Origin of the sequence: Caenimonas sp. SL110, assembly GCF_001044395.1 — a bacterium.
Classification (GTDB): domain Bacteria; phylum Pseudomonadota; class Gammaproteobacteria; order Burkholderiales; family Burkholderiaceae_C; genus Ramlibacter.
Genome location: NZ_JANU01000031.1, coordinates 37,447 through 60,147, shown reverse-complemented (window position 1 = coordinate 60,147; position 22,701 = coordinate 37,447). Strand labels below are relative to the sequence as shown.

The 22,701-nt window shown below is 62.0% G+C and carries 13 protein-coding genes; 8 read left to right on the top strand and 5 right to left on the bottom strand.

Features of this window, described 5'->3' with window-relative positions; translation table 11 throughout:
* Positions 1-7: 7 nt before the first annotated feature.
* Positions 8-1,474, bottom strand: a complete 1,467-nt coding sequence (locus AQ12_RS14725) for a YdiU family protein (protein WP_048440694.1) — start codon at positions 1,472-1,474, stop codon at positions 8-10.
* Positions 1,475-1,663: 189 nt separating this feature from the next.
* Between AQ12_RS14725 and AQ12_RS14720 the strand changes: the two genes are divergently transcribed.
* Positions 1,664-3,292: a 3-(methylthio)propionyl-CoA ligase gene (locus AQ12_RS14720; RefSeq protein ID WP_048440693.1), complete on the top strand. Its 1,629-nt coding sequence runs from the start codon at positions 1,664-1,666 to the stop codon at positions 3,290-3,292.
* Here AQ12_RS14720 and AQ12_RS14715 read toward each other — a convergent pair.
* Entirely contained in the window at positions 3,289-8,601 is a 5,313-nt protein-coding gene (locus tag AQ12_RS14715) for an AAA family ATPase (RefSeq protein ID WP_053076750.1), read from the bottom strand. The two genes, AQ12_RS14720 and AQ12_RS14715, sit on opposite strands and share 4 nt — an antisense overlap.
* Before the next feature lie 151 nt (positions 8,602-8,752).
* Between AQ12_RS14715 and AQ12_RS14710 the strand changes: the two genes are divergently transcribed.
* The 6 genes from AQ12_RS14710 to AQ12_RS14685 all read left to right on the top strand — a co-directional run bounded on the left by AQ12_RS14710 (position 8,753) and on the right by AQ12_RS14685 (position 15,434).
* Positions 8,753-10,009 (top strand): branched-chain amino acid ABC transporter substrate-binding protein, encoded by a 1,257-nt coding sequence (locus tag AQ12_RS14710; protein WP_048440692.1) that lies wholly within the window; start codon positions 8,753-8,755, stop codon positions 10,007-10,009.
* 107 nt (positions 10,010-10,116) lie between these two features.
* Positions 10,117-11,349 (top strand): branched-chain amino acid ABC transporter substrate-binding protein, encoded by a 1,233-nt coding sequence (locus AQ12_RS14705; protein WP_048440691.1) that lies wholly within the window; start codon positions 10,117-10,119, stop codon positions 11,347-11,349.
* A 264-nt stretch (positions 11,350-11,613) separates the two neighbouring features.
* Positions 11,614-12,561 carry a branched-chain amino acid ABC transporter permease gene (locus tag AQ12_RS14700; protein ID WP_048440690.1) on the top strand — a complete coding sequence of 316 codons (948 nt, stop codon included), beginning with the start codon at positions 11,614-11,616 and terminating at the stop codon, positions 12,559-12,561.
* A gap of 2 nt (positions 12,562-12,563) precedes the next feature.
* On the top strand, positions 12,564-13,880 hold the full coding sequence (locus AQ12_RS14695) for a branched-chain amino acid ABC transporter permease (protein WP_048440689.1): 1,317 nt from the start codon (positions 12,564-12,566) through the stop codon (positions 13,878-13,880).
* 85 nt (positions 13,881-13,965) lie between these two features.
* Positions 13,966-14,739, top strand: a complete 774-nt coding sequence (locus AQ12_RS14690) for an ABC transporter ATP-binding protein (RefSeq protein WP_048440688.1) — start codon at positions 13,966-13,968, stop codon at positions 14,737-14,739.
* Complete coding sequence (locus AQ12_RS14685) at positions 14,739-15,434, top strand: ABC transporter ATP-binding protein (RefSeq protein ID WP_048440687.1); 696 nt, start codon at positions 14,739-14,741, stop codon at positions 15,432-15,434. The genes AQ12_RS14690 and AQ12_RS14685 overlap by 1 nt, the downstream gene beginning before the upstream one ends.
* A gap of 3 nt (positions 15,435-15,437) precedes the next feature.
* On the opposite strand, the gene AQ12_RS14680 is transcribed toward AQ12_RS14685, so the two are convergent.
* The 3 genes from AQ12_RS14680 to AQ12_RS14670 all read right to left on the bottom strand — a co-directional run bounded on the left by AQ12_RS14680 (position 15,438) and on the right by AQ12_RS14670 (position 20,214).
* Complete coding sequence (locus AQ12_RS14680) at positions 15,438-17,024, bottom strand: hypothetical protein (RefSeq protein ID WP_152682817.1); 1,587 nt, start codon at positions 17,022-17,024, stop codon at positions 15,438-15,440.
* 120 nt (positions 17,025-17,144) lie between these two features.
* Positions 17,145-18,491, bottom strand: a complete 1,347-nt coding sequence (locus AQ12_RS14675) for a hypothetical protein (protein WP_152682816.1) — start codon at positions 18,489-18,491, stop codon at positions 17,145-17,147.
* Between the two features lie 244 nt (positions 18,492-18,735).
* The gene (locus AQ12_RS14670; protein WP_048440684.1) at positions 18,736-20,214 is read right to left on the bottom strand and encodes a hypothetical protein; all 1,479 of its coding nucleotides are present in this window, start codon (positions 20,212-20,214) and stop codon (positions 18,736-18,738) included.
* Positions 20,215-20,570: 356 nt separating this feature from the next.
* On the opposite strand from AQ12_RS14670, the gene AQ12_RS14665 reads away from it, so the two are divergent.
* Entirely contained in the window at positions 20,571-22,670 is a 2,100-nt protein-coding gene (locus AQ12_RS14665) for a 3-hydroxyacyl-CoA dehydrogenase NAD-binding domain-containing protein (protein ID WP_048440683.1), read from the top strand.
* Positions 22,671-22,701 lie beyond the last annotated feature (31 nt).

The window sequence follows — 22,701 nt, the reverse complement described above, 5'->3', positions numbered from 1 at the left end:
ATGGCCATCACGACGAACAACTGATCTCGATCTGCGAAGCCCAGTCAGGCGGAAAGCCAGCCTTGTCCTCATGCGCGGGATGTTCATCAAAGGGCGCCTGCAAGACAGCCAGCAAGGCCTCGACTTCGGAAAAATCCTTGAGCTTGGCCTGCCGGATGGCGATTTCGGCGAGGTGGTTGCGCAAGATGAATTTGGGATTGGTGCGCAGCATCGCTGCGGCAATGGCAGTCATCGCCGCGCGGTCGCCCGGCAGACGGTCCAGGTATTGCGGCAGCCACGCGTCGAAATCCTTCGGTTCCAGGAACAGGTCGCGCACCGTATCGACGGCTGCTCCCTCGACGAAGCGCGACAGCCGGCGCCAGAAGATCGTGAAGTCGGTGCGATTTTTCGCAAGCAGCTGCAGCGTGTTTTCAATCAGTTCGCGGTCGCCTTCGCGGGCATCCGTCAGGCCCAGCTTGGCGAGCATGCAAGCTTGCAGCTCATGGGGAAAAACAGTCTTGTAAGTCTCAAGCGCCGCCAGCGCATCGTCTTGCTCCCCGATCAACGGCAGCAGCGCCTGGCCCAGGCAAAACAGATTCCAGTAAGCGACGTTGGGCTGCCGGTTGAACGCGTATCGGCCCTGCTCGTCGCTGTGATTGCAGATGTGTCCGGGATCGAACCCATCCAGGAACTGGAAGGGGCCATAGTCGATCGTCAGGCCCAGGATGCTCATGTTGTCGGTGTTCATCACGCCGTGGCAAAAGCCGACGGCCTGCCATTGCGCCACCATCGCCGCCGTGCGCGCGGTCACTGCTTCGAGCAATGCTGCATACGGATTGCCGTGGTAGCGATCGGATGTGCGGCACTGCGGGTAGTAGCCGTCGATGACGAAATCCGCGAGCTGCTTGAGTTCTGCAGTCTGGCCCCTGGCCGCGAAATGCTCGAAGTGACCGAAGCGCACAAAGCTGGGCGCCACGCGTGCGACCACGGCAGCCGTTTCAATTTCTTCGCGCCGGACGGGTTGGGGGGAGCCCGTCACGCACAGGGCGCGGGTCGTGGGAACGCCCAGGCCGTGCATCGCCTCGGAACACAGGTATTCCCGGATGCTCGATCGCAGCACCGCGCGGCCATCGCCCATGCGCGAGTACGGCGTCAGGCCGCTGCCCTTGAGTTGAACCTCTTGCCGTCCGTCGGCAGAGGGCAGGTCGCCCAGCAGGATGGCGCGGCCGTCGCCCAGCTGCCCGGCCCACACGCCGAACTGGTGACCGCTGTACACACTGGCGAGCGGCCTGCTGCCCGGCATGACGACGTTGCCGGTGAAGGCGTCTATGCCTGCAGGTGACGCCAGCCAATTCAGATCAAGACCCAGCTGGTCCGCCACGGCAGAGTTCGCGGAGACTAGATAGGGCTCGGGAAGCGGGGTCGGCTGCAGTTCAGTAAAGAACGCCGGACCCAGCGAGGAAAAGCTGCTGCGCCACACGGGTGTAGGTGTCATCGCGCAATTGTCCCCGCAAGCTCAATGCATGGTTGTCATTGCGGACTTGATCCGCAATCCATGACTTCGACCGCCGTAGCCGCTTCGCGGTGGATGCCGGATCGAGTCCGGCATGACATCTGGTGGGCATGCACCGCAAACCTCGCTACGATGGCCGGCGAACGCATTTCAAAAACATAGGAGCAAACGATGCTGGGCCTGATGCAAGACCAACCCCTGCTGATCTCGTCGCTGATCGAGTTCGCAGAACGCCACCACGGGGACGCCGAAATCGTCTCGCGACGCGTGGAAGGCGATATCCATCGCTACACCTGGGCCGATGTGGCCAAGCGATCGCGTCAGGTCGCCAACGCCCTGGGCGCTTCCAACCTGCTGTTTTCTGACCGGGTCGCCACGCTGGCCTGGAACGGCTACCGCCACCTGGAGCTCTACTTTGGCGTCAGCGGTTCGGGCCACGTCCTGCACACCATCAACCCGCGCCTGCACCCCGACCAGATCGCCTGGATCGCCACTCACGCAGAAGACCAGGTCCTGTGCTTCGACCTGACGTTCCTGCCGCTGGTGCAGGCGATTCATGCGCGTAGCCCGAGCATCAAGCAGTACGTGGCGCTGTGCGACGCAGACCGTCTGCCCGCCGACAGCGGCATCCCCAATCTCGTTGCCTACGAGTCCTGGATCGGCGGTCAACCCACAACCTACGAATGGCCAAAGTTCGACGAAAACTCTGCATCGAGCATGTGCTACACGAGTGGCACTACCGGCAACCCGAAGGCGGCCCTCTACAGCCACCGCTCGACGATCCTGCATGCGTACGCGGCCGCGTTGCCTGACGTCATGTGCCTGTCGGCGCGCGACTGTGTGCTGCCGGTCGTGCCGATGTTCCACGTCAATGCCTGGGGCATTCCCTACTCGGCGGCGCTCACCGGTTGCAAGCTGGTGTTCCCCGGCCCGGCCATGGACGGCAAGTCGATCTATGAGCTGATGGAGTCCGAGAAAGTCTCTTACGCAGCGGGCGTGCCGACGGTCTGGCAAATGCTGCTGGGCCACATGAAGCCCGACAACCTGCGCTTTTCCACCCTCAAGCGAACCGTCATCGGCGGCTCGGCCTGCCCGCCAGCCATGATCAACGCCTTCCGCGAGGACTACGGCGTCGAAGTGCTGCATGCCTGGGGCATGACCGAGATGAGCCCGCTGGGCACGCTCTGCACACTCAAGAACAAGCACCTGGCCATGTCGCCCGAAGAGCAGATGAAGATCCGCATGAAGCAGGGCCGCGCGATCTTCGGCGTGGACTTCAAGATCACCGGCGACAACGGCGAGCCCTTGCCGTGGGATGGCAAGACGCCAGGCGACCTGCTGGTCAAAGGGCCGTGGGTGGTGCGTGAATATTTCAAGGGCGAGGGCGGCGATCCGCTCATCAATGGCTGGTTCCCGACCGGCGACGTCGCATCGATAGACGCTGATGGCTATGTGCAGATCACCGACCGCAGCAAGGACGTGATCAAGTCGGGCGGCGAGTGGATCAGCTCGATCGACATCGAGAACATTGCAGTGGCCCATCCGGCGGTCGCGATGGCGGCGTGCATCGGCATGCGGCATCCGAAGTGGGACGAGCGCCCCATCGTCGCGGTGGTTAAAAAGCCCGGCGCCGAGGTGACGCGCGAAGAACTGCTGAAGTTCTACGAAGGCAAGACCGCCAAATGGCAGGTGCCCGATGATGTGGTGTTCGTCGATGCCATTCCTCTTGGCGCGACCGGCAAGATGCTCAAGACGCGGTTGCGGGAAATGCTCAAGGACTACAGCTTGCCTTCGGCTTAGGAGCCGGGGAGCCCCAGCGTCGGCGTCGTCACCGGAACCTCCAGGGTGAAGGTCGCGCCACGGCCTGGACCTTCACTGTGGACCGAGAGCCGGCCGCCCATCTCCATGGCGGCAATCGCACTGCTATGAAGCCCGAAGCCGTGGCCCCCGCGGCGCGTGCTGAAGCCATGTGCGAACAGCCGTTCAAGATGTTCGTCAGCGATACCTTCACCGGTGTCGCTGACCTCGAAGCACAAGCTGGCTTGCCCGGATGGCCCGTCATGGTGGGCCTCGGCCAGTGAGCATTTGAGCTGCAACCGGCGCGCTGCGCGGGGCGTGCCAGCCATTGCCTGGACGGCGTTGCGAATCAGGTTCATCAGGATCAGCAGGATGCGTTGCCTGTCTACCGTGAGCGCGGGGGTTCCGGAGTCATCGACGCCGACAGCCACATCGGACTCGCGAATCATCTGACCGCACACCACCAGGGCTTCGGAGACGATCTCGTCGGGCAGCACCGGCTCCACGACGCTGGAAGGACCGGCATGCAACTGCTGGCGTGCCAGCACGTTGGTGATGTGGTCCACGCTCAGGATCAGCCGGTCCAGGTCTTTCACCACGTCCTGCCGTTCGTCATCAATGGCGGCAACCACCTGGTCGAGGTAGGGCAGCAGCAGCTGCCCGGCAGGATCGCTTTCAAGGAATGCACCCAGGTCCCTCTGGTGCTGCTTCAGAAGCCCGACCGCTTGAGACAGGCTTGCGGAACGGGACTCGGCCAGGGCTTTTCGCACCACGCTTGCCAGCACCGTGATGCTGTTGAGCAGGTTGCCGACGTTGTGCAGCACGTTGTTTGCGATCTCGGCCTTGCCGGCGCGCCTGGCCGTGTCCATGAGCTGGGCTTGCATCAGTTCCAGTTCATGTGTGCGCGACCGGACGCGCGCCTCCAGCTGCTCGTACAACTGCACGTTGGAAAGCGAGACAGCAAGCTGCCCGGCAATCAGCATCACCGCATCGAGCCGCCTGGCGCTGAAAGCCGCGCGGCCCTGGCGGTTTTCCAGAACAAGCATGGCCTGGGCAGTGCCCTGGCTCGCGATCGGCATCACAAGCAGCGAACACACCAGCACCCCGTTGAAGTACGGATCGCGTGCAAATCTGTCGTCACTGCACGCGTCGTCAACCAGCACGGTTTCGCCGGTGCGCTCGACATAGGTCACCGCCGACATGGGAACGACTCCCTGCGCCGCCGTGATCGAGCCAGACGCGGGTGCCGCGTCGTCGGCGCCCAGCAGCCGCCACCCGTCGTCGTGCCACGACAGCACCCGCACCTGGGTTGCACCGCTCAACGCTTGCAGAACCCGAACCACCCGCGCTATCAGTGCGGGCAGGCTGCGCTCGGAGCTGAGGGCCTGCGACGCGCGCAGCAGCCCCAGAAGGTCCAGTGCTTCGCCGGACAGGGCGCTGCCATCGCTGCCCTGCGACAGGTTCTGTCCGCCCCAGCGGTCCTGCGAGTCTTCCTCGCTGCGCAGGAACGCATGCTCGCTAACCATGCGGGCTACCTTGGCGCTCGCACCCCATCGCTCGTAGCGGTCGCGCGCCTCGGCCAGCAGTTTGCGCCCGGTGTACTGAAGGCCGGCCTCCAGATGAAAGATGCCGGCACGCTCGGTAATGAGTGCGCAATGCCACGGTCGCTGGCGGGTCTGCGCAAGTACAAGCGCGCGGTCGAATGTCTCCACGGCCGCGTTCATGTCGCCTCTTGCCCAGGCGCTCTCGGCATCGACCAGTGCCAGCAGGTGCATGAAGTTGTACGGCTGGTCGGCTGCGCGTGCGGCAAGCCATTGACGGCAATGCGCAAGTCCGGCTTCGATCGCCGCCATGTCCTGGCCTGGTGTTGCCAGCGCCTGCCGCAGTTCCCATGCACGCGCCACAGCGCCGGTCAGATACGCATAAGTGGTGAGGTAATAGCCTGTGATGCTGCGGGTGATCGCGACGGCTCGATTGGCGTTGGCAATGAGAACCGACGCATCGCCCATCAGAAGGCCGTTGACCGCACGGCATGCCCGATGGGTCTGCTCCAGGTTGGGCAGGCTCTCTATCAGGGGAAGCATGGCCTGCTCGTCGTACTGCGCGTCGTCGAAGCTGGTGGCCGATCGGGTCTGCCCCTGAAGTGCGCGCAGCAGCTGCCGCTCGCCCAGGTGGTGCATGTGTGCAAGCTTGTTCCCCGTGCGATGGCACAGGGCGATGCCCGATTCCACCTCGAGCAGGCACACTTCGGCGGTCGGGGCCATCTCCAGCTGCGTCAGGATCATGTTCATGTGCACGAAGCACGCATACGACGCATCGCCGCGCGCGCGAATCTCTTCGTAAGCACGTTTCCCGTCCTGAAAAACGGTCTCCAGCGGCTCGAACCAGTGCGCCGCGTAGGTGACGAAGACAAAGCGCGCTTCAGACGACTGCTGCTCGTAGCCCAGGGCCTCACCCACCGAAAGGATGTGGCGCGAAAACTCGTAGGCAGCCTTGTGGTTGCCCCTGAGCGCGATCAGCATCGCACTCATGCGTCCGAGGTTGGCGACGAGTTCCGGACAAGGCCCATGAGTAACCCACAGGCGATGACTCTCCAGCAGCAGCCACACGATGGCGTCCGCGTCGAACCTGACCAGCGCAGAACGCACCGTGCGCCCGAGCAGCTTGGCGACGGCCAGAAGGCCGCGGTCCTGCATCTGCTGGCGGCTGGCCGGATCGAGCTGCTGATCCTCGCGCACCCATTGCTGCAGTGCGTCCAGGCGCTGGTCCGTGTCATCGGTCAGGAAACCCGGCGGTGCATGCAGCCCAAGGCGACCCAGCATGAGCAGGCCCAGCGCCTTGGCATCTTCCATCCTGCCGCGCACATCCAGGCTGCGCATCTGCCGACAGGTGGCATCCACCAGGGCCAGGGGCTCCGCGCTCGAGGTTTGCATGGCCTCGAACAGCAGGTCTGCCTCGTCCAGCCGGCCCAGCGGGTACAACACCGCGTGGCGCCCCGTGTCAATCGCCAGCCGCAACTCGTGATCGAGCGCATCGCCCGCATCTGACACGAGCGCATCGGCTGTGCTCAGGTAGCGGTCAGCCAGCGTGTAGTCGGCCGTGTGGGCGAGCTTGACGCCCAGCGCCACCAGGAGGCGTGCCGCCTGCAGACGTTCTTCCTGGATGTCGAGTAAATGGGCGCACTCCAGATACTGCTGCGCTGCCGGCTCCCCAAACGACTGTGTCCGGGATAGTTTTCTCGCGATGAGCGAGCGCCAGTGCAGGACCCGCGCCTCACCCATCGCATCCATCACCGCCTGCTGCACCCGGTCATGCCGAAAGGCAAACGCCGGCCCCGCGCCTGATGCGATTTCGACCAGAAGCCCGTCGTCCATCGGCGCGGCCATGCGCTCGCGCAGCACCTGCCCAGGCTGGCCCATCGCAGCCTCCAGCAGCGCCATCTCGATGGAGTTGCCCAGACAGCTCATGCACTCGATCACTTCGCGTGACGCGGGTGGCAGACGCCCAACGCGCACGGCGAGCAAATCCACCACATTTCCGCGCCCGACAAACTGGCGAATGGCAAGTTCTGCCCAGTGCCATCCCGACTCCAGGAGCCGCAGCACGCCATCGCGGCGCAACGCGTTGAGCAGTTCCACCGTGTCCAGTGGATTGCCGCCGGTGATCGCATGCAGCTCACCGGCGAGGTCCTGGGCCGGTTGCTCGTCCAGGCGCAGCATCTGGCCGACCATCTCGCCCAGTTGGGGCACAGCGAGGTTCGTGACCGGAACTCGCGTGATCGGGGCGGACCGTTCGCGCCACTTGTCGAGCATCAGCCACAACGCGTCCCCGGACCGCGCATCGCCGCTGCGGCAGGCACCCACCAGGAGCAGGCCCTCCAGTCCCGGCTCCATCATCAGCCGCTCGAAGCTGCGAAGGTGCAGCGCTGCGGCCCACTGCAGGTCATCGAGGGCCAGGACGACCGGACGCTCGCGGGAGGCGACAGCCAGCAACAGGCTTAGCGTGGCTTCCTGCAGCTGGAGTTCGGCCTGCCGCAGGTCAACCTCGGGGGCCTCGGGCTGCGGGCCCAGCAGCACCGCAAATTCAGGCAGCAGTCGCGTGATGAGACCTGCACCCGGCCCCAGGCGCTTCACGATACGCGCTCGCTGGAGCAGCAGATCGTCATGCGGCAGCGCAAGCAGCAGTTGCCCCAATGCGCGAAGCGCCTGCGTCAGCGCGCCAGCGGTGGCCGAATCTTTCTGGTATTGATCGAACTTGCCCTGCACGAACCAGCCGCCCGAACGGGCCGCGACAGCCCGAAGCTCATCGATGAGCGCGGTTTTGCCGACACCGGCGGGGCCTTCGACCAGCAGGGTGTGGCCGCGCCCCAGCCGCGCCTGATCGAATGCCGCGCGCAGCACGGCGAGCTGGTCCCCGCGCCCGATAGCGCGAGCGGGCGCAACCAGCCGTGCAGGAAAGTCGCGATCGCCCAGAACGAAAACACCGTCGCCGTGATCCATCTCCGCAGCGAGTCGAAGCAGATCGTGCAAGAGCCCCTCGGCGCTCTGATAGCGCCGGGCCGGGGATTTGGCCAGCAACCGCAGGATGATGAGCGACAGGCCTGCGGGTATACCCGCATCGAGTTGCGACGGTGCGACCGGATCGACCACCAGGAGTTCATGGATGAACTGAAGCGGATCCGGTGCCATGAATGGCAGGCGCCCGGTGGCCATGCGATAAAGAAGCGTTCCCAGGCAATAGAGGTCTGCACGCGTGCCGACGGCGTTGCCGGTGCGGCCAGTCTGCTCTGGTGCAAGGTAAGGCACGGTGGCGGACATGTCGCCAGCGGCTGCATCACCCGCATGGTGTTCGGCCAGGTCTGCAAATTCAAAGTCAGTCAGCACCGCAACGCCGTCTGGCGACAAGACGATCGCGTCGGGATTGATGTTGCGATGGACCACCCCGGCGCCATGCACGTCCGCAAGAATGCGGGCAAGCTGGCATGCAAACCTCACCACTGCGTCTGGGGTGAATGAACGGGTCTCGATCAGCTCTGCCAGCGCCTGGCCGCCGCAGTTATGCAACGCCAGCTGGTGATCGGTTTCCTGCGGGCCGGCCAGCCTTGCAACGCCTTCGAGATGTGAAAGCCGCGCGAGTATGAATGCCTCGTGCCTGCACAGGTTTCCCGCGTGGACGCCCAGGAACTGCTTGAGCACGACGGGCTTGCCGGCATCGTCCAGCGGCTTGCGAACTTTGCGAACAACGGTGGCGCGCCCCCGCGTACCGTGCCGTGCGTCTTCGAGAGCCGAACGGTCCAGGGGTTGGTGTCGCATGAATTCGTTGTTGCCTATGGCTGAGTAGCGTACTCGTAGCCAGACGACTGCGCAATCGGCACTGGGAGCAGGTTTGCTGAGGTAAGCCCTGATGAGCTCGTGTGAAATCCTCGCTAGGCTTTAGCTCATCCATAACCAAGGGAGATCGGCAATGGGCTTCAAGCTTCAGGCAATCGCAGCGACCGCGATGCTTCTTGCGGCAGGCGCTGCTTTTGCACAAAAGGGCGAAACAGTCCGCATCGCATTCATGGACCCGCTGTCGGGGCCTTTTGCGAACGTGGGGCAAAACCAGCTGCGCAGCTGGCAGTTCGTCGCCGACCGATACTCCGGCGCCAAAAATGCGGCCGGCGTGAAATTCGAGGTGGTGGGCTTCGATAACAAGGGCACTCCTCAAGAGAGCCTCAATACCCTGAAGTCCGCCATCGACCAGGGCTTTCGCTATGTCACGCAGGGTAATGGTTCCGGCGCAGCATGGGCCATCCTGGATGCGATCAACAAGCACAACGAGCGCAATCCCGGCAAGGAACTGATCTACCTGAACTACGCCGCGGTGGATCCGGCGCTCACCAACGCACCCGAAAGAGACGGTACGCCCTCGTGCAGCTTCTGGCACTTTCGCTTCGATGCCGATACGTCCATGAAGATGGAAGCGCTGTCGTCCTTCATGAAAGAGCAGCCGGCCGTCAAGAAGGTCTTCATCATCGGCCAGAACTATTCGCACGGCCAGCAGGTGTCGCGCTACTTCAAGGACGCCATCAAGCGCAAGCGGCCCGACGTGCAGATCGTGGGTGACGAACTGCATCCGATCGGGCAGGTCAAGGACTTTGCGCCCTATGTCGCCAAGATCAAGGCTTCGGGTGCGGACTCGGTCGTGACCGGCAACTGGGGCGCGGACCTCACGCTGCTGGTCAAGGCGATGAACGACGCAGGTCTCAAGCTGCCCATGTACACCTACTACGCGGTGGTGACCGGTACGCCGACCGCGCTGGCCGGCAGCGGCGATGGCGACGTGTACATGGTCGCTTACGGACACACCAACCACACGGGCGAGATCGGGGAAGTCGCGCGCGACTTCCAGAAGAAATTCTCGGACGACTACTACGGCTACGCGACCTGGAACGCCATTCACATGCTGTCGGCTGCCATGACCAAGGCGAAATCGACCGAACCCGTGCGGGTTGCGCGCGCGATGGAAGACCTCACGATCAAAAGCTTTGCCGGTGAGGTGAAGATGCGCGCATCCGATCACCAGTTGCAGCAGTCGATGTTCATGACCAAGTGGCAAAAGGCCAAGGCAGGTGAGTACTCCGTGGAGAAGACCGGGTACACCTTCGTGCCGATCAAGCAAATGGACCCTTATGTTTCGAGCACGCCCACCAGTTGCCAGATGAAGCGGCCTGCTGGCTGATGCTGTCGCCTTTGCGATAACGCAGGGCTTGCCTTAGGTGCAATCCCTGAGCGTTGCAGCGCACAAAAACGCTACCCTGCCGCTGTCCGTTCTACTTGGAGACATCAATGAAATTCGCCATGAAGTCCATCGCGGTTGCAGCCATCGTCGCTGCATCCGGCGCAGCATTCGCACAAAAGGGCGAGACCGTCCGCATCGCATTCATGGACCCGCTGTCGGGTCCGTTCGCCAACGTCGGCCAGAACCAGCTCAAGAGCTGGCAGTTCGTGGCCGAGCGTTTTTCTGGCGCCAAGAACCCTGCAGGCGTGAAGTTCGAGGTTGTCGGTTTCGACAACAAGGGCTCGCCCCAGGAAAGCCTGAACACGCTCAAGGCCGCCATTGACCAGGGCTTTCGCTACGTAACCCAAGGCAACGGATCGGGCGCCGCCATGGCCATCCTGGACGCCGTGGCCAAGCACAACGAGCGCAATCCCGGCAAGGAAGTCATCTACCTGAACTACGCGGCTGTGGATCCCGCCCTGACCAACGAGAAGTGCGACTACTGGCACTTCCGCCTGGACGCCGACACCACCATGAAGATGGAAGCGCTGACCACCTTCATGAAGGACCAGCCGAAGGTGAGCAAGGTGTACCTGCTCAACCAGAACTATTCGCACGGCCAGCAGGTTGCCCGCTATTTCAAGGAAGGCATGACCCGCAAGCGTCCCGACGTGAAGATCGTCGGTGAAGACCTGCACCCGATCGGCCAGGTCAAGGACTTTTCGCCCTACGTCGCCAAGATCAAGCAATCGGGCGCCGACACCATCGTCACCGGCAACTGGGGCGCCGACCTGACGCTGCTGGTCAAGGCCATGAACGACGCCGGCCTGAAGATTCCGATGTACACCTACTACTCGGGCGTGACCGGCACCCCCACTGCACTGGCTGCCGGCGGCGAAGGCGAGGTGTATGTCATTGCCTACGGCCATTCGAACCACACCGGCGAGATCGGCGGCATCGGCGCGGACTTCTTCAAGAAGTTCAGCGACGACTACTACACCTTCGCCACCTACAACGGCATCAACCTGCTAGGCGCTGCGATGGCCAAGGCCAAGTCGACCAACCCGGTGGCAGTTGCCAAGGCGCTGGAAGGCCTGTCGTTCAAGAGCTTTGCCGGCGACGTCACGATGCGCGCATCGGATCACCAACTGCAACAGTCGATGTTCGTCACCAAGTGGCAAAAGGCCAAGAAGGGCGAGTACAGCGTCGAGAAGACCGGCTACACCTTCGTGCCGATCAAGCAGATGGACCCGTATGTGGCCAGCACGCCGACCAGCTGCCAGATGAAGCGGCCGGGGTAAGTCAAGAGTGCGGATGGGGGTATTGGTTGTCATTGCGGACTTGATCCGCAATCCATGACTTCGACGGCCGTCGCCGCTTCGCGGTCGATGCCGGATCGAGTCCGGCATGACAGCCAACAGCCAACGGCCAATACCCAACAGCCGCCAATCGACAGCCAACCACCGACAGCCAGAGCCGGGTCACGCTTTCCAGGGCCACCCGGCTTTTTTGTGCCTTGCGCGACTTCTCTTCGGGGTGAGTCCCCAAATCGAACGGGTTAGCAAATGGAGTTTTTCACCATCTCGCTCCTGAACGGCATCAGCTACGGGCTGCTGCTGTTCATGCTGAGTTCTGGCCTCACGCTGATTTTCAGCATGATGGGTGTGCTCAATTTCGCGCACGCCAGCTTCTACATGCTGGGCGCCTACTTTGCGTACACGACCACGCAGCTGATCGGCTTCTGGCCGGCCCTGATCGTCGCGCCGCTGCTGGTGGCAGCCCTGGGCGCCGGGTTCGAAAAATATTGCCTGCGCCGTGTGCACAAGTTCGGTCACGTGCCCGAGCTGCTCATCACGTTCGGCCTGTCTTTCATCATCCTGGAGATGGTGCAGCTGGTCTGGGGCACCAGTTCGGTTGACTACCGCGTGCCTGCTGAACTCAGTGGGCCGCTCTTCACGATTTTCGGCACGCAGTTCCCGGCGTATCGCGGCTTCATGATGCTGGTCGCGATCCTGATGCTGATTGCCATCTGGCTGCTGCTCACACGCACCCGCATCGGCCTGGTGATCCAGGCAGCGCTGACGCACCCCGAGACGGTCGAATCGCTCGGACACAACGTGCCGCGCGTGTTCATGCTCGTGTTTGGCGGAGGCGCTGCGCTGGCGGGACTTGCGGGGGTCATTGGCGGCAACGCCTTCGTGACGGAACCCGGCATGGCGGCAACGGTGGGGTCGGTGATCTTCGTCGTGGTGGTGGTGGGGGGCATGGGGTCGCTGTCTGGCGCGTTCGTCGCGTCTCTGGGGATCGGCATCATCCAGACATTTGCGGTGGGCGTTGACAGCTCGCTGATGGGCGCGGCTTCCATGTTCGGCCTGAACATCACGCCGCAAACCTTCGGCTTTGCGCTGTGGAAACTCAAGATCAGCCAGATCGCACCGATCCTGCCGTACCTGTTTCTGGTGCTCATCCTGATCTTCCGGCCCAAGGGCCTCCTCGGAACGCGGGAAGGCTGAACATGAGCAACACAACTTCCAGCGCTGCGCCAGTCAGCTACTACCAGTTCAAGCCGCTCAACGTCGGGCGGTTCATCGTGTGGGGCGTCTTCGCGATCATCCTGATCGTTGCGCCGCTGTTTTTCAAGAGCAGCCTTTCGCAGACGATGCTCAGCCAGATGGGCATCGCCATCATCGTGTGCCTGTCGTACAACATGCTTCTGGGGCAGGGCGGCATGCTCAGTTTCGGCCATGCGGTGTATTCGGGCCTGGGTTCGTTCCTGGCGATCCACACGCTCAACCTGGTGAGCAAGGGCAACTGGCCGATACCCGTCAGCCTGATTCCCATCGTCGGCGGCATCTCGTCGATGTTGTTCGCCGTTGTTTTCGGCTGGGTAACCACCAAGAAGGCCGCGACGCCATTCGCCATGATCACGCTGGGCATTGGCGAGCTGGTGTGGGCGATGTCGCTGATGTTCCCCGAATTCTTCGGCGGCGAAGGCGGCATCTCCAGCAATCGCGTCGCGGGACCCAAGCCGCTGGGCATCACCTTCGGGCCGCAGATCCAGCTGTACTACCTGATCGCGATCTACACCTTCATCTGCACCGGGTTGATGTTCGCGTTCACGCGCACGCCGCTGGGCCGCATGTTGAACGCCGTGCGTGACAACCCGGAGCGGGTGGAGTTCGTGGGCTACGACACGCAGAAGGTGCGCTACATCGCGTTCATCATCGCGGCGTTCTTTGCGGGCATCTCGGGTGGCCTGGCTGCCTTGAATTTCGAGATCGTCACGTCTGAAGTGGTGAGCGGTCCGCGTTCAGGCGCGTACCTGCTGTTCACCTTTCTGGGTGGCGCAACATTCTTCTTCGGCCCCATCCTGGGCGGCATCCTGATGGTGCTGGCCTTTGTGCTGTTGTCGGAAATCACCAAGGCCTGGCTGCTATACCTGGGCCTGGTGTTCCTGTTCATGGTGATGTATGCGCCCGGCGGTTTTGCCAGCCTGATCATGATGAACCTGCGGGTAGCGGCTTTCGGGCGCTTGAAAGAGCTGTGGGTGAGTTACCTTGCGCTGGCGGTCACCGCGCTGATCGTGCTGCTGGGTGCGGCCGGAATGATCGAGATGGTCTATCACCTCAAGCTCAATGCAGCGCTCGGCCCTGAGCTGAAATTCCTGGGCGCAAAACTCAACGCGCATGGCCTGGACAGCTGGTTCGGCTGCGCGTTCGTGATGTTCACCGGTCTGGGCCTGTTCGAGGTTGCACGCCGGACCTTTGTTCGCCAGTGGGGTGACATCCAGGAATTCATCGAGAAAGAAGTGAAGCGGAGGGAGTCACTGTGAACCCCCACGCTTTATCACTTCGTGTACGCGCTGCCCCCCAAGGGGGCTCGGTCCTCCTAGGGGCGGCCCGTCGGAGGACCACGCTATGACCTACGCGCTAGAACTCAAGGACCTGCGCAAGAGCTTCGGCAAGACCGAGATCATTCGCGGGGTGAACCTCGCAGTCGATGCGGGTGAGCGCATCGCCGTGATCGGGCCGAACGGGGCGGGCAAGTCCACGCTCTTCAACCTGATCAGCGGCCGGTTCGCGCCCACCAGCGGTGAAGTGCTGCTGGGCGGCCAGCGCATCGACGGCAAGAAGCCGTTCGAGATCAACCGCATGGGGCTGTCGCGCAGCTTCCAGATCACCAACATCTTTCCCAAGCTGTCGGTGTTCGAGAACCTGCGCTGCGGCGTGCTGTGGAGCCTGGGCTACAAGTACACCTTCCTGAAATTTCTGGCTGATCTGGACGACGCCAACGAGCGCGCCGAGCAGTTGATGGAAATGATCAAGCTCGACCGCAAGCGCGACGTGCTGGCCATCAACCTCACTTACGCAGAACAGCGCGCGCTGGAGATCGGCATCACGATTGCGGGCGGCGCCAACGTGATCCTGCTCGACGAGCCGACAGCAGGCATGAGTAAGAGCGAGACGCGCCGCTTCATCGAACTCATCAAGGAAGTCACCGTGGGCAAGACCCTGCTGACCGTCGAACACGACATGGGCGTGGTGTTCGGCCTCGCGGACAAGATTGCCGTGGTGGTCTACGGCGAGGTCATTGCATTTGATACACCCGAGCGGGTGCGGGCCAACCAGCGCGTGCAGGAGGCCTATCTCGGCTCACATGTGGCGGACGCCCAGGCGGCAGGGAGCCATTGATGCTGAAGGTCGAAAATCTCCACGCCTTCTACGGCAAGAGCCATGTGCTGCACGGCGTTCACTTCGATGTGGGGCAGGGCGAAATCGTCGCGCTTCTGGGCCGCAACGGCTCGGGCCGTTCCACCACTGCCAAGGCCATCATGGGCATGGTCGAATGCACCGGCACGGTGGACTGGAAGGGCAAGCACACCCTGGGCATGAAGCCCTACGAAGTCGCGCATCTGGGAATCGGCTACGTGCCCGAGAACCGCGACATCTTTCCGAATTTGACGGTGCACCAGAACCTGATGCTGGGGCAAAAGAGCGCCAAGCAAACCGGACGCTGGTCGTTCGACGATATGTACGAAATGTTCCCTCGCCTGAAGGAGCGCCAGCACACCGAGGCGGGCGTCTTGTCAGGGGGCGAGCAGCAGATGCTGACGCTGTGCCGCACGCTGATGGGCGACCCTGAACTGATCATCATCGATGAGCCCACCGAAGGCCTCGCACCCAAGATCGTCGAGCTGGTCGCGCAGTACCTTCAGAAGCTGAAAGAAAAGGGCATCTCGGTGCTGCTGATCGAGCAGAAGCTGACCATTGCGATGGCGATTTCAGATCGCGCCCTGGTGATGGGACATGGCTCCATCGTGTTCCAGGGCACGCCAGACACGCTCCGTGCGGATGCGTATATCCGCAAGGAGTGGCTGGAGGTTTAGGGTTTAGGGGAAAAAAACCGGAATCTGAGGGAACGACGCCCTAGCGGCAACCAACGCTTGATGCAGGTGCGGCCAGTCGGACGGATGGACGGAAGTGCCAGCGTGTGCGCGAGTCAGCGCCGCCACACCGCGCTCACCGCCTAGAGTGGTCCAAATCGCATCCACTCGCTGTTTGCTGAAGGCCTGCTTCCAGGCAGCCTGCAAAACTGTTCTGCGCGCGGCCAATGGAGGCGGATAGCAAATGGGCGTTTCATTAACGCCCTGCGCGGTTTGGTCATGTTCCACCCGACTGCCTGGCTCGATTGCATGTCCATCCGGATCGATCTGGAAGGTGAGTAGAGCGGCAGTGTCAATGTCCTCGACGTTGCCGGGGAAAAGGTGCCCGTAGGCTTTGAGAATTTCAGGCAACAAATTAGCATTTTTCTCGGGCCTTATTCGAATTGCTTCGGTGAGAAGTTCCAGAGCAGATCCGTGTTCCGCAGCGGCAAGGAGCTTTGGGTAGAGCCCAGTTTGAACCGCAGTCCGAGTTTGTCTCGCAGAAATCGAATTGGCCATGTGGGCAACGAGGAGCAGATCGTCCCCAGCTGCAAAACTTGGGAGAACTTCCCCGAGTGAGCCTTTTTGATCGTCGGAGGACAGGTATGGAAAGGACAGGCAGGTGACGTGGGCAAATTCACGCCATTGATGTCTATTCGCAAGTTCAGGCTGACGAGCCGCCTTACTGAAACTCGTTGCAACTGCGCCCGCCAACTGCTGTTTCTGATCGTGCGGAACTTCAGTGTGATGAAAGAAGAGGCGAATCTCCCCCATTACTTTGCGTAGTTCACCATGCGAGAAGTTGGAACCCAAGGTGACCAAGATCTGGGGCAGTCTTTGTAACATGCGGCGGACCAATTCCTGGTCGGTGTCCGGACAGGTGTCCAAGACTAAGATGAGGTTGGAAACCCAGTCGTAGCTCATTTCACCCAATCGAGGCACATAGCTGTCGATTTCTCCGAACAGCGCAAGCTTCAGGGGGCGAGCAGCGCTCGTTCTGAGGTCTGCATCACGAATGCGCTGCAGCGTCGGGAGCAAGCTGTAGGGTGGTCGAACCGACGGCCCAGCCACGCACGCGGCGTTGATGACGTCTTTGGCCATCTCAGGGCAATCACCTGTGTGCAGCTCGTAGTCACACAAGTTTTCGATCAGAAGACTTGCTACCTCATGTGCGATGCCGTCCCTGCGAAGCAGGGCTGCGAGGACGCCACGAACCGAATCCATACCTGCTAATCGGACAATTAACTTCGCCCACTCCGGCCCCCATTTATAGGCGCACTGTTCAGAAAAGCCAGGAACTGGCCAGGGAATACCGTCAACCAGCGGAAAGTCATCGACCCCTGGCCAGCAATAGCACCCATTTCGCGGATAGGCTTCGATCAACGAAGCAGCAATTGCATCGTATTCATCAACAAATTCACGCCCTAAATGGAGCACCACTGACTGGGCCTGTGCTTCCTCTCGGTGGACGGCTTCGCTTGTTACGTTCTGCTCAGGGCGCCCGTCAACAGCCCGCGATTCAGGCGCAACGCCTGCATGGTGCGGGGAAGGCATGGGTACAAATCGTGCGTATCGGGAAGTGTTCATCAGTGTGATCTCGCAAGTTAAGGGCTGCCCAACACAGCTGAGCAATTCAAAGTCGGTCGCTCCTGCGATTGACCGACGGGTGGGGATCTAGAAGCTGGGAAGCCTCCACGGTATTTCTGGCATGGCTGCACGGGCGGCGAACAGGGTTTGAAGCAACCCGGGCCAGTCGGACATCTGCACCGAAGTGCCCACGTAGCCCTGCGAAATCAGCGCCAAGACTTGCGGTAGCGCCGCAGCGGTCGCTTGGGCATGTGGCGGGGTCGTCTGGCGCGCACAGGCATCGTGCAAGACCTCTCTCCGCGCGGCCAGCTCAGCGAGATAAGAGACCGGCACGCCGCCTACCAGCCGATCGGGGTTCAGCGCGTTCTGGCTATCTCTCACCTGCGTGTCCGGCTGCACTGCGAGCCCATCAGGGTCGATCAGAAAGGTCAGCAGAGCCGTTTTGTCGGTCCGATCGTCCTGACCTCTGACACTCATCCCGTAGCGTTTGAGAATTTTCGCGAGCAACAAACCCGTTTGCTCAGGGTCCTGGGCTTGCTCCTCGATGATCAACCTGACGATGCCGGGTGCCATCAGAAGGTCTTCGGCGGCCGCCAACCCTGGCAGCACCTGCGCGAGACGCCTCAAACCGGTGTCGCAGGACAGATAGAGGGCGGACAAGCAGACCAGATGGACAAATTCGTGCATCTGACCCCAACCGGCTCTGCGTGCCTCAAGAGCCGCGCTGCAGAACGTGTGCGCAAGCGCACTCGCCAATTGCTCCTTCAAATCAAGCGCGATGGCAGGGTGATGGAAAAAGAGGCGAATCATCCCCAGGCTCTGGCGTAAATCATCATCTGTGAAATTGCCGCTCAGGGTCGCCAGGATGCCGGGCAGCTTTCGAGACAGCCGCTCCACCAATGCCGCGTCCTCGCCGGGGCATGTATCCAGCGCTTCGATCAGTTGCTCGACGGGCGAACAGTCATAGCTTGTTTCATGGCCCTGCGCCTGGTATTGCTCGGCTTGGCTCAGCAACATCAGCTTCATCGGGAGAGCCGCGCGCGCCCTGATGTCGGCATCGTCAATGCGGGCCAATAGTTCGGGCAGCACCCAGCGCAGCCCGGCAATCGGCCTTGGCCCGCATGCAGCGTTGATGACGTCTGCTGTCAGCTGCGGCAAGTCATTTTCATGGAGCTGATACCACCACATGGTTTGGACCAGGCGGATTGCCGCCTTGTGCGCGGTGCGATCATCAGAGCGAAGCAATGCCCGGACAACACCGTGCAGCGACTCTGGGTCCGAATCGGAAATGCGGGCAACGGCATGGGCCCATTGCGGACCCCACCTGGCGCAGCACTGCGCGAATGAGCCTGTCATTGGCCACGTGCTGCTCACTGGCGGAAAGTCGTCATCCTCTGGCCACGCATCAATGTCCGCCATCGCAAGTGCGTCCATCAAGTCGGCTGCGGTGGTCCCATCCCATTCCCCGATGGGAACTGCGTAGTGGAATATGACCGGCGGTCCTTCGGGATCTGCTTCATCTTCTGCAGGGTCGACGGCTTCGCTCGTACTCTTGTGCTCAGGTCGATCGTCAGCAGTGCGCGCTTGCGCGGCAGTGGCCGCAGGCTGCCTCACAGGCATGGGTACAACTCGGGCGGCGCAGCCGGCTCGGGACATGTTCATCGGATGATCTCGGTAGTTAAGCGTTGCAGTGCGGCGGGTTGCCCTGCAGCGCAGGTGCCTGGTTGCGGGCGGCGTCCAACATCTCACGCAGCCGGAGCCAATCTGACGGATGGATGGAAGTACCGACGTAGGCTTGGGTCGTGAGCGCAAGGTCACGCACCCCGCCGAGCGCCTGAGAAATTGCGTCCAGCTGCTGCGGCCCGGACCGACGCCTGCACGCCTCTTGCAAGAACTCTCTCCTTTGCGCCAGCTCAGAGATGTAAAAGAAAAGCCTGCCGCCCACGAGTCGATCGGGGTTCCGTGCGTTTTGTGAATCCCTGACCTGCGTGCCCGGTTGCACAACAAGTCCATCGGGATCGATCTGCAAGGTGAGCAGAGCAATCCGGTCCTGCTCGCCCGGGCCAAGTACCTCGATGACTTGTTGCAGCATCGGCGCCAGCAATTCGGGGTGTTGCCCCTGGTCGATGTAGATGGCTTCGGCGAAAAGTGCGGTGACGCTGTCGCCGGCGTGCTTGGGGCGGGCCCGGGCAACGAGTTGGGGATACAGCGCCGCCTGCACGCCATCGCGGATCTGCTCGTCCGAAATGGACCTGACCATCTTCGCCATTTGCAAAAGGTTGCCGCTGGTCAACGTAAGGGACAGCAGCGTTTGCGCCAGCCGGGCCTTGTGGTGATCGGCCAGGCGAAGGGCGGCCAGGCACAACGCATCTACCGTGCCGGCGCTGCCGTGGCAAAAGCGGAGGTTGCCTGCAATGACGGGGGGTTCCAGGAGTCCAGGCAGCAGCTGCAACAAGCGCTCGACCAGTTCGTCGTTGCGGCCAAGGCGTGGGTCCAGGATGGAGACCAGATCTTGCGTGTGCCACTGGACTTCCGCTGACGAGTCGGACGCAGCGGTGCGAGCAGCCTGTTCGATTCGCGCGAACAACTGCAGTTTCAGCGGTTGAGCCGTCCGCGACCTGAAGTCGGGGTCTTCAATCACTCGCACCAGGTCGATGCTTTTGTGGAGTCTTGCGGCAGTGGGTTCGCCCCGGCATGCCGTGTCGATGACAAGGTCTGTCAGCGTCGGCAAGTCTGCTTCATGCGGCTTGTGCTTCCACATGGCTGCGATGAGCTCGATGGCAACATCAACAGCCCGGCCGTCCCGGCGAAGCAGCGCAGCAACCAGACGGCCCATCGATTCGGAGTCGGAAATGTTGACCACGCACTGCGCCAGGTGCGGCCAGACTGTACCGTCGTTGACGATTGCCCTGTCGGGTATGACGCCGATCAATTCGGCGGCCAGTGCCCGGAACTTGGCGTTGGCCTGTCTTTTGAATCCGCCTGCGGCGCTGAGTGCAGCCCACAGGTCGCCGCTTTGACCCGTGGACGCGAGGCCGCGTATGGTTTTCAGCAGGTTTTGCTCGTCGGTGGTCAGCGGTTCGGGATCTGCTGCAACAGGCTGCGTGACGGGTATGTGCATCACCAGGGCGGCGCCGCCGGTTCGGGAAATGTTCATCAAGGGATATCGGGTTGGTTTGAATTTCGTCGAACGCAGCAGTGCCCGAAGAGGTCAACAATGCATTCGTCTGAAGCGAGATCTTCTTGCCGAATCTACGATTCAGTCTCTTTTTGGTAGTACAAAAGAATTATAAGGATGAATGTCTGGCATCGGGCAGATGCTCAGGCTTTGTTGAGCGTCGGTGAGTGGAGCGCACCGGTACCGTCGCCAGTGACCGTTTCACTTCCCGGGTTGTCCCTGTCGCGACATCGCCTGTTCCGGCGCAACATAAGTTGCCTACAATCCAAAATCGAACGACCGTTCTTTTTCTGGCTGTTCACCCGAACATCTCTCTCAATTCAAGGACAAACAGCATGACCGCTGAATACAAGGTTCATGGCGATGTCGCCGTGATCACGATGAACAACCCGCCTGTCAATGGCCTGGGTTACGCCACCCGCGTCGGCATCACCGACGGCTTGTCGAAAGCCATTGCCGATCCTGCCGTCAAGTCCATCGTCATCACCGGCGCCGGCAAGGCGTTCTCGGGCGGCGCGGACATCAAGGAGTTCGGCTCGCCCAAGGCCACCGCAGAACCCAACCTGCTGTCGGTCATCCTCGCGCTCGAAGCATCGCCCAAGCCCATCGTGGCTGCCATGCACAGCGTGGCCATGGGCGGCGGCCTGGAGCTGGCGCTCGGCTGCCACTACCGCATTGCCGCGCCCGGCACCAACATCGCGCTGCCTGAAGTCAAGCTGGGCCTGATCCCCGGCGCGGGCGGCACCATGCGCCTGCCGCGTGTTCTGGGCGTCGAGACGGCACTGAACATGATCGTGAGCGGTGAGCCGGTCAAGAGCGAATTGCTCGCGCAGCAACCCGGCCAGAAACTGTTCGACAAGATGGCCTCATCGCCAGAAGCCCTCGCTGAAGAAGCGCTGGCCTATGCCCGCTCGGTCGCCGACGCGCGTCCCTTGCCGCTGGTGCGCAACCTGCCGTCCAGCCACCCGCTGGGCGACGCCTACTTCCAGTTCGCCCGCAACATGGTCAAGGGCATGTCGAAGAATTTCCCCGCGCCCGAGAAGTGCGTGGATGCGGTCGAAGCCTCGACCCAAAAGAAGTTCGACGACGGCATGGCTTATGAGCGCGAAATTTTCACCGCGCTGATGTTCACGCCCGAGAGCCGCGCACTGCGTCACCTGTTCGTGGCCGAGCGCGCAGCCTCCAAGATTCCGGATGTGCCGGAAGACACGCCGCAGCGCGAGATCAAGACCGTCGCCGTGATCGGTGCGGGCACGATGGGCGGTGGCATCGCGATGAACTTCCTCAATGCCGGCATCCCCGTCAAGATGCTCGAGATGAAGCAGGAAGCGCTCGACCGAGGCCTTGCGACCATTCGCAAGAACTACGAGTCGCAGCTGAAAAAGGGCAAGCTCAAGCAGGACAAGTACGACCAGCGCATGGCGCTGCTCACCACCACGCTCGACTACAACGACCTGAAAGACGCGGACCTCGTGATCGAGGCGGTGTTCGAAGAGATGGGCGTCAAGCAGAAGGTGTTCGAGAAGCTCGACGAAGTGATGAAGCCAGGTGCGATCCTGGCTTCCAACACCTCGACCCTCGACGTGGACAAGATCGCGTCTTTCACCAAGCGTCCGCAGGACGTGGTGGGCCTGCACTTCTTCAGCCCCGCCAACGTGATGCGTCTGCTGGAAGTCGTTCGCGGTGCCAAGACCGGCAAGGACGTGATGGCCACCGTGATGTCGGTTGCCAAGAAGATCAAGAAGACGGCCGTCGTCTCGGGCGTCTGCGATGGCTTCATCGGTAACCGCATGATCGAGCAGTACAGCCGCCAGGCGGGCTTTTTGCTGGACGAGGGCGCAACGCCGCAGCAGGTGGACAGGGCGATCGAAAAATTCGGCTTCGCGATGGGTCCGTTTCGCATGGGTGACCTGGCCGGCAACGACATCGGCTGGGCGATCCGCAAGCGGCGTGCGCTGGAGCGGCCCAACATGCTCTACAGCCGCACCGCCGACAAGCTGTGCGAACTGGGCCGCTTCGGCCAGAAGACCGGAGCAGGCTGGTACGACTACCAGGCGGGCAAGCGCGATGCGATCCCGTCGGAGCTGGTCAACAAGATGATCGAGGACCATCGCAAGGAACTCGGCATCACGCCGCGCAAAATTTCCGATGAAGAAATCGTGCAGCGCCTGGTGTTCTCGCTGGTCAATGAAGGCGCGCATATCGTCGAAGACGGCATTGCATCGCGTGCCAGCGATATCGACATGGTGTACCTCACCGGCTATGGCTTCCCGATGCACCGCGGCGGCCCCATGCTCTACGCCGACCAGGTGGGCCTGTTCAACGTCGTGCAGGCAATGAAGCGTTTCCAGCAGAACCCGCGCGACGACGCGAGCTTCTGGGAGCCCGCACCGCTGCTGGCGCGCCTGGCCGCCGAAGGCAAATCGTTCAGCTGATCCGAGCCAGCAACCCCATTCAAGGAATTTC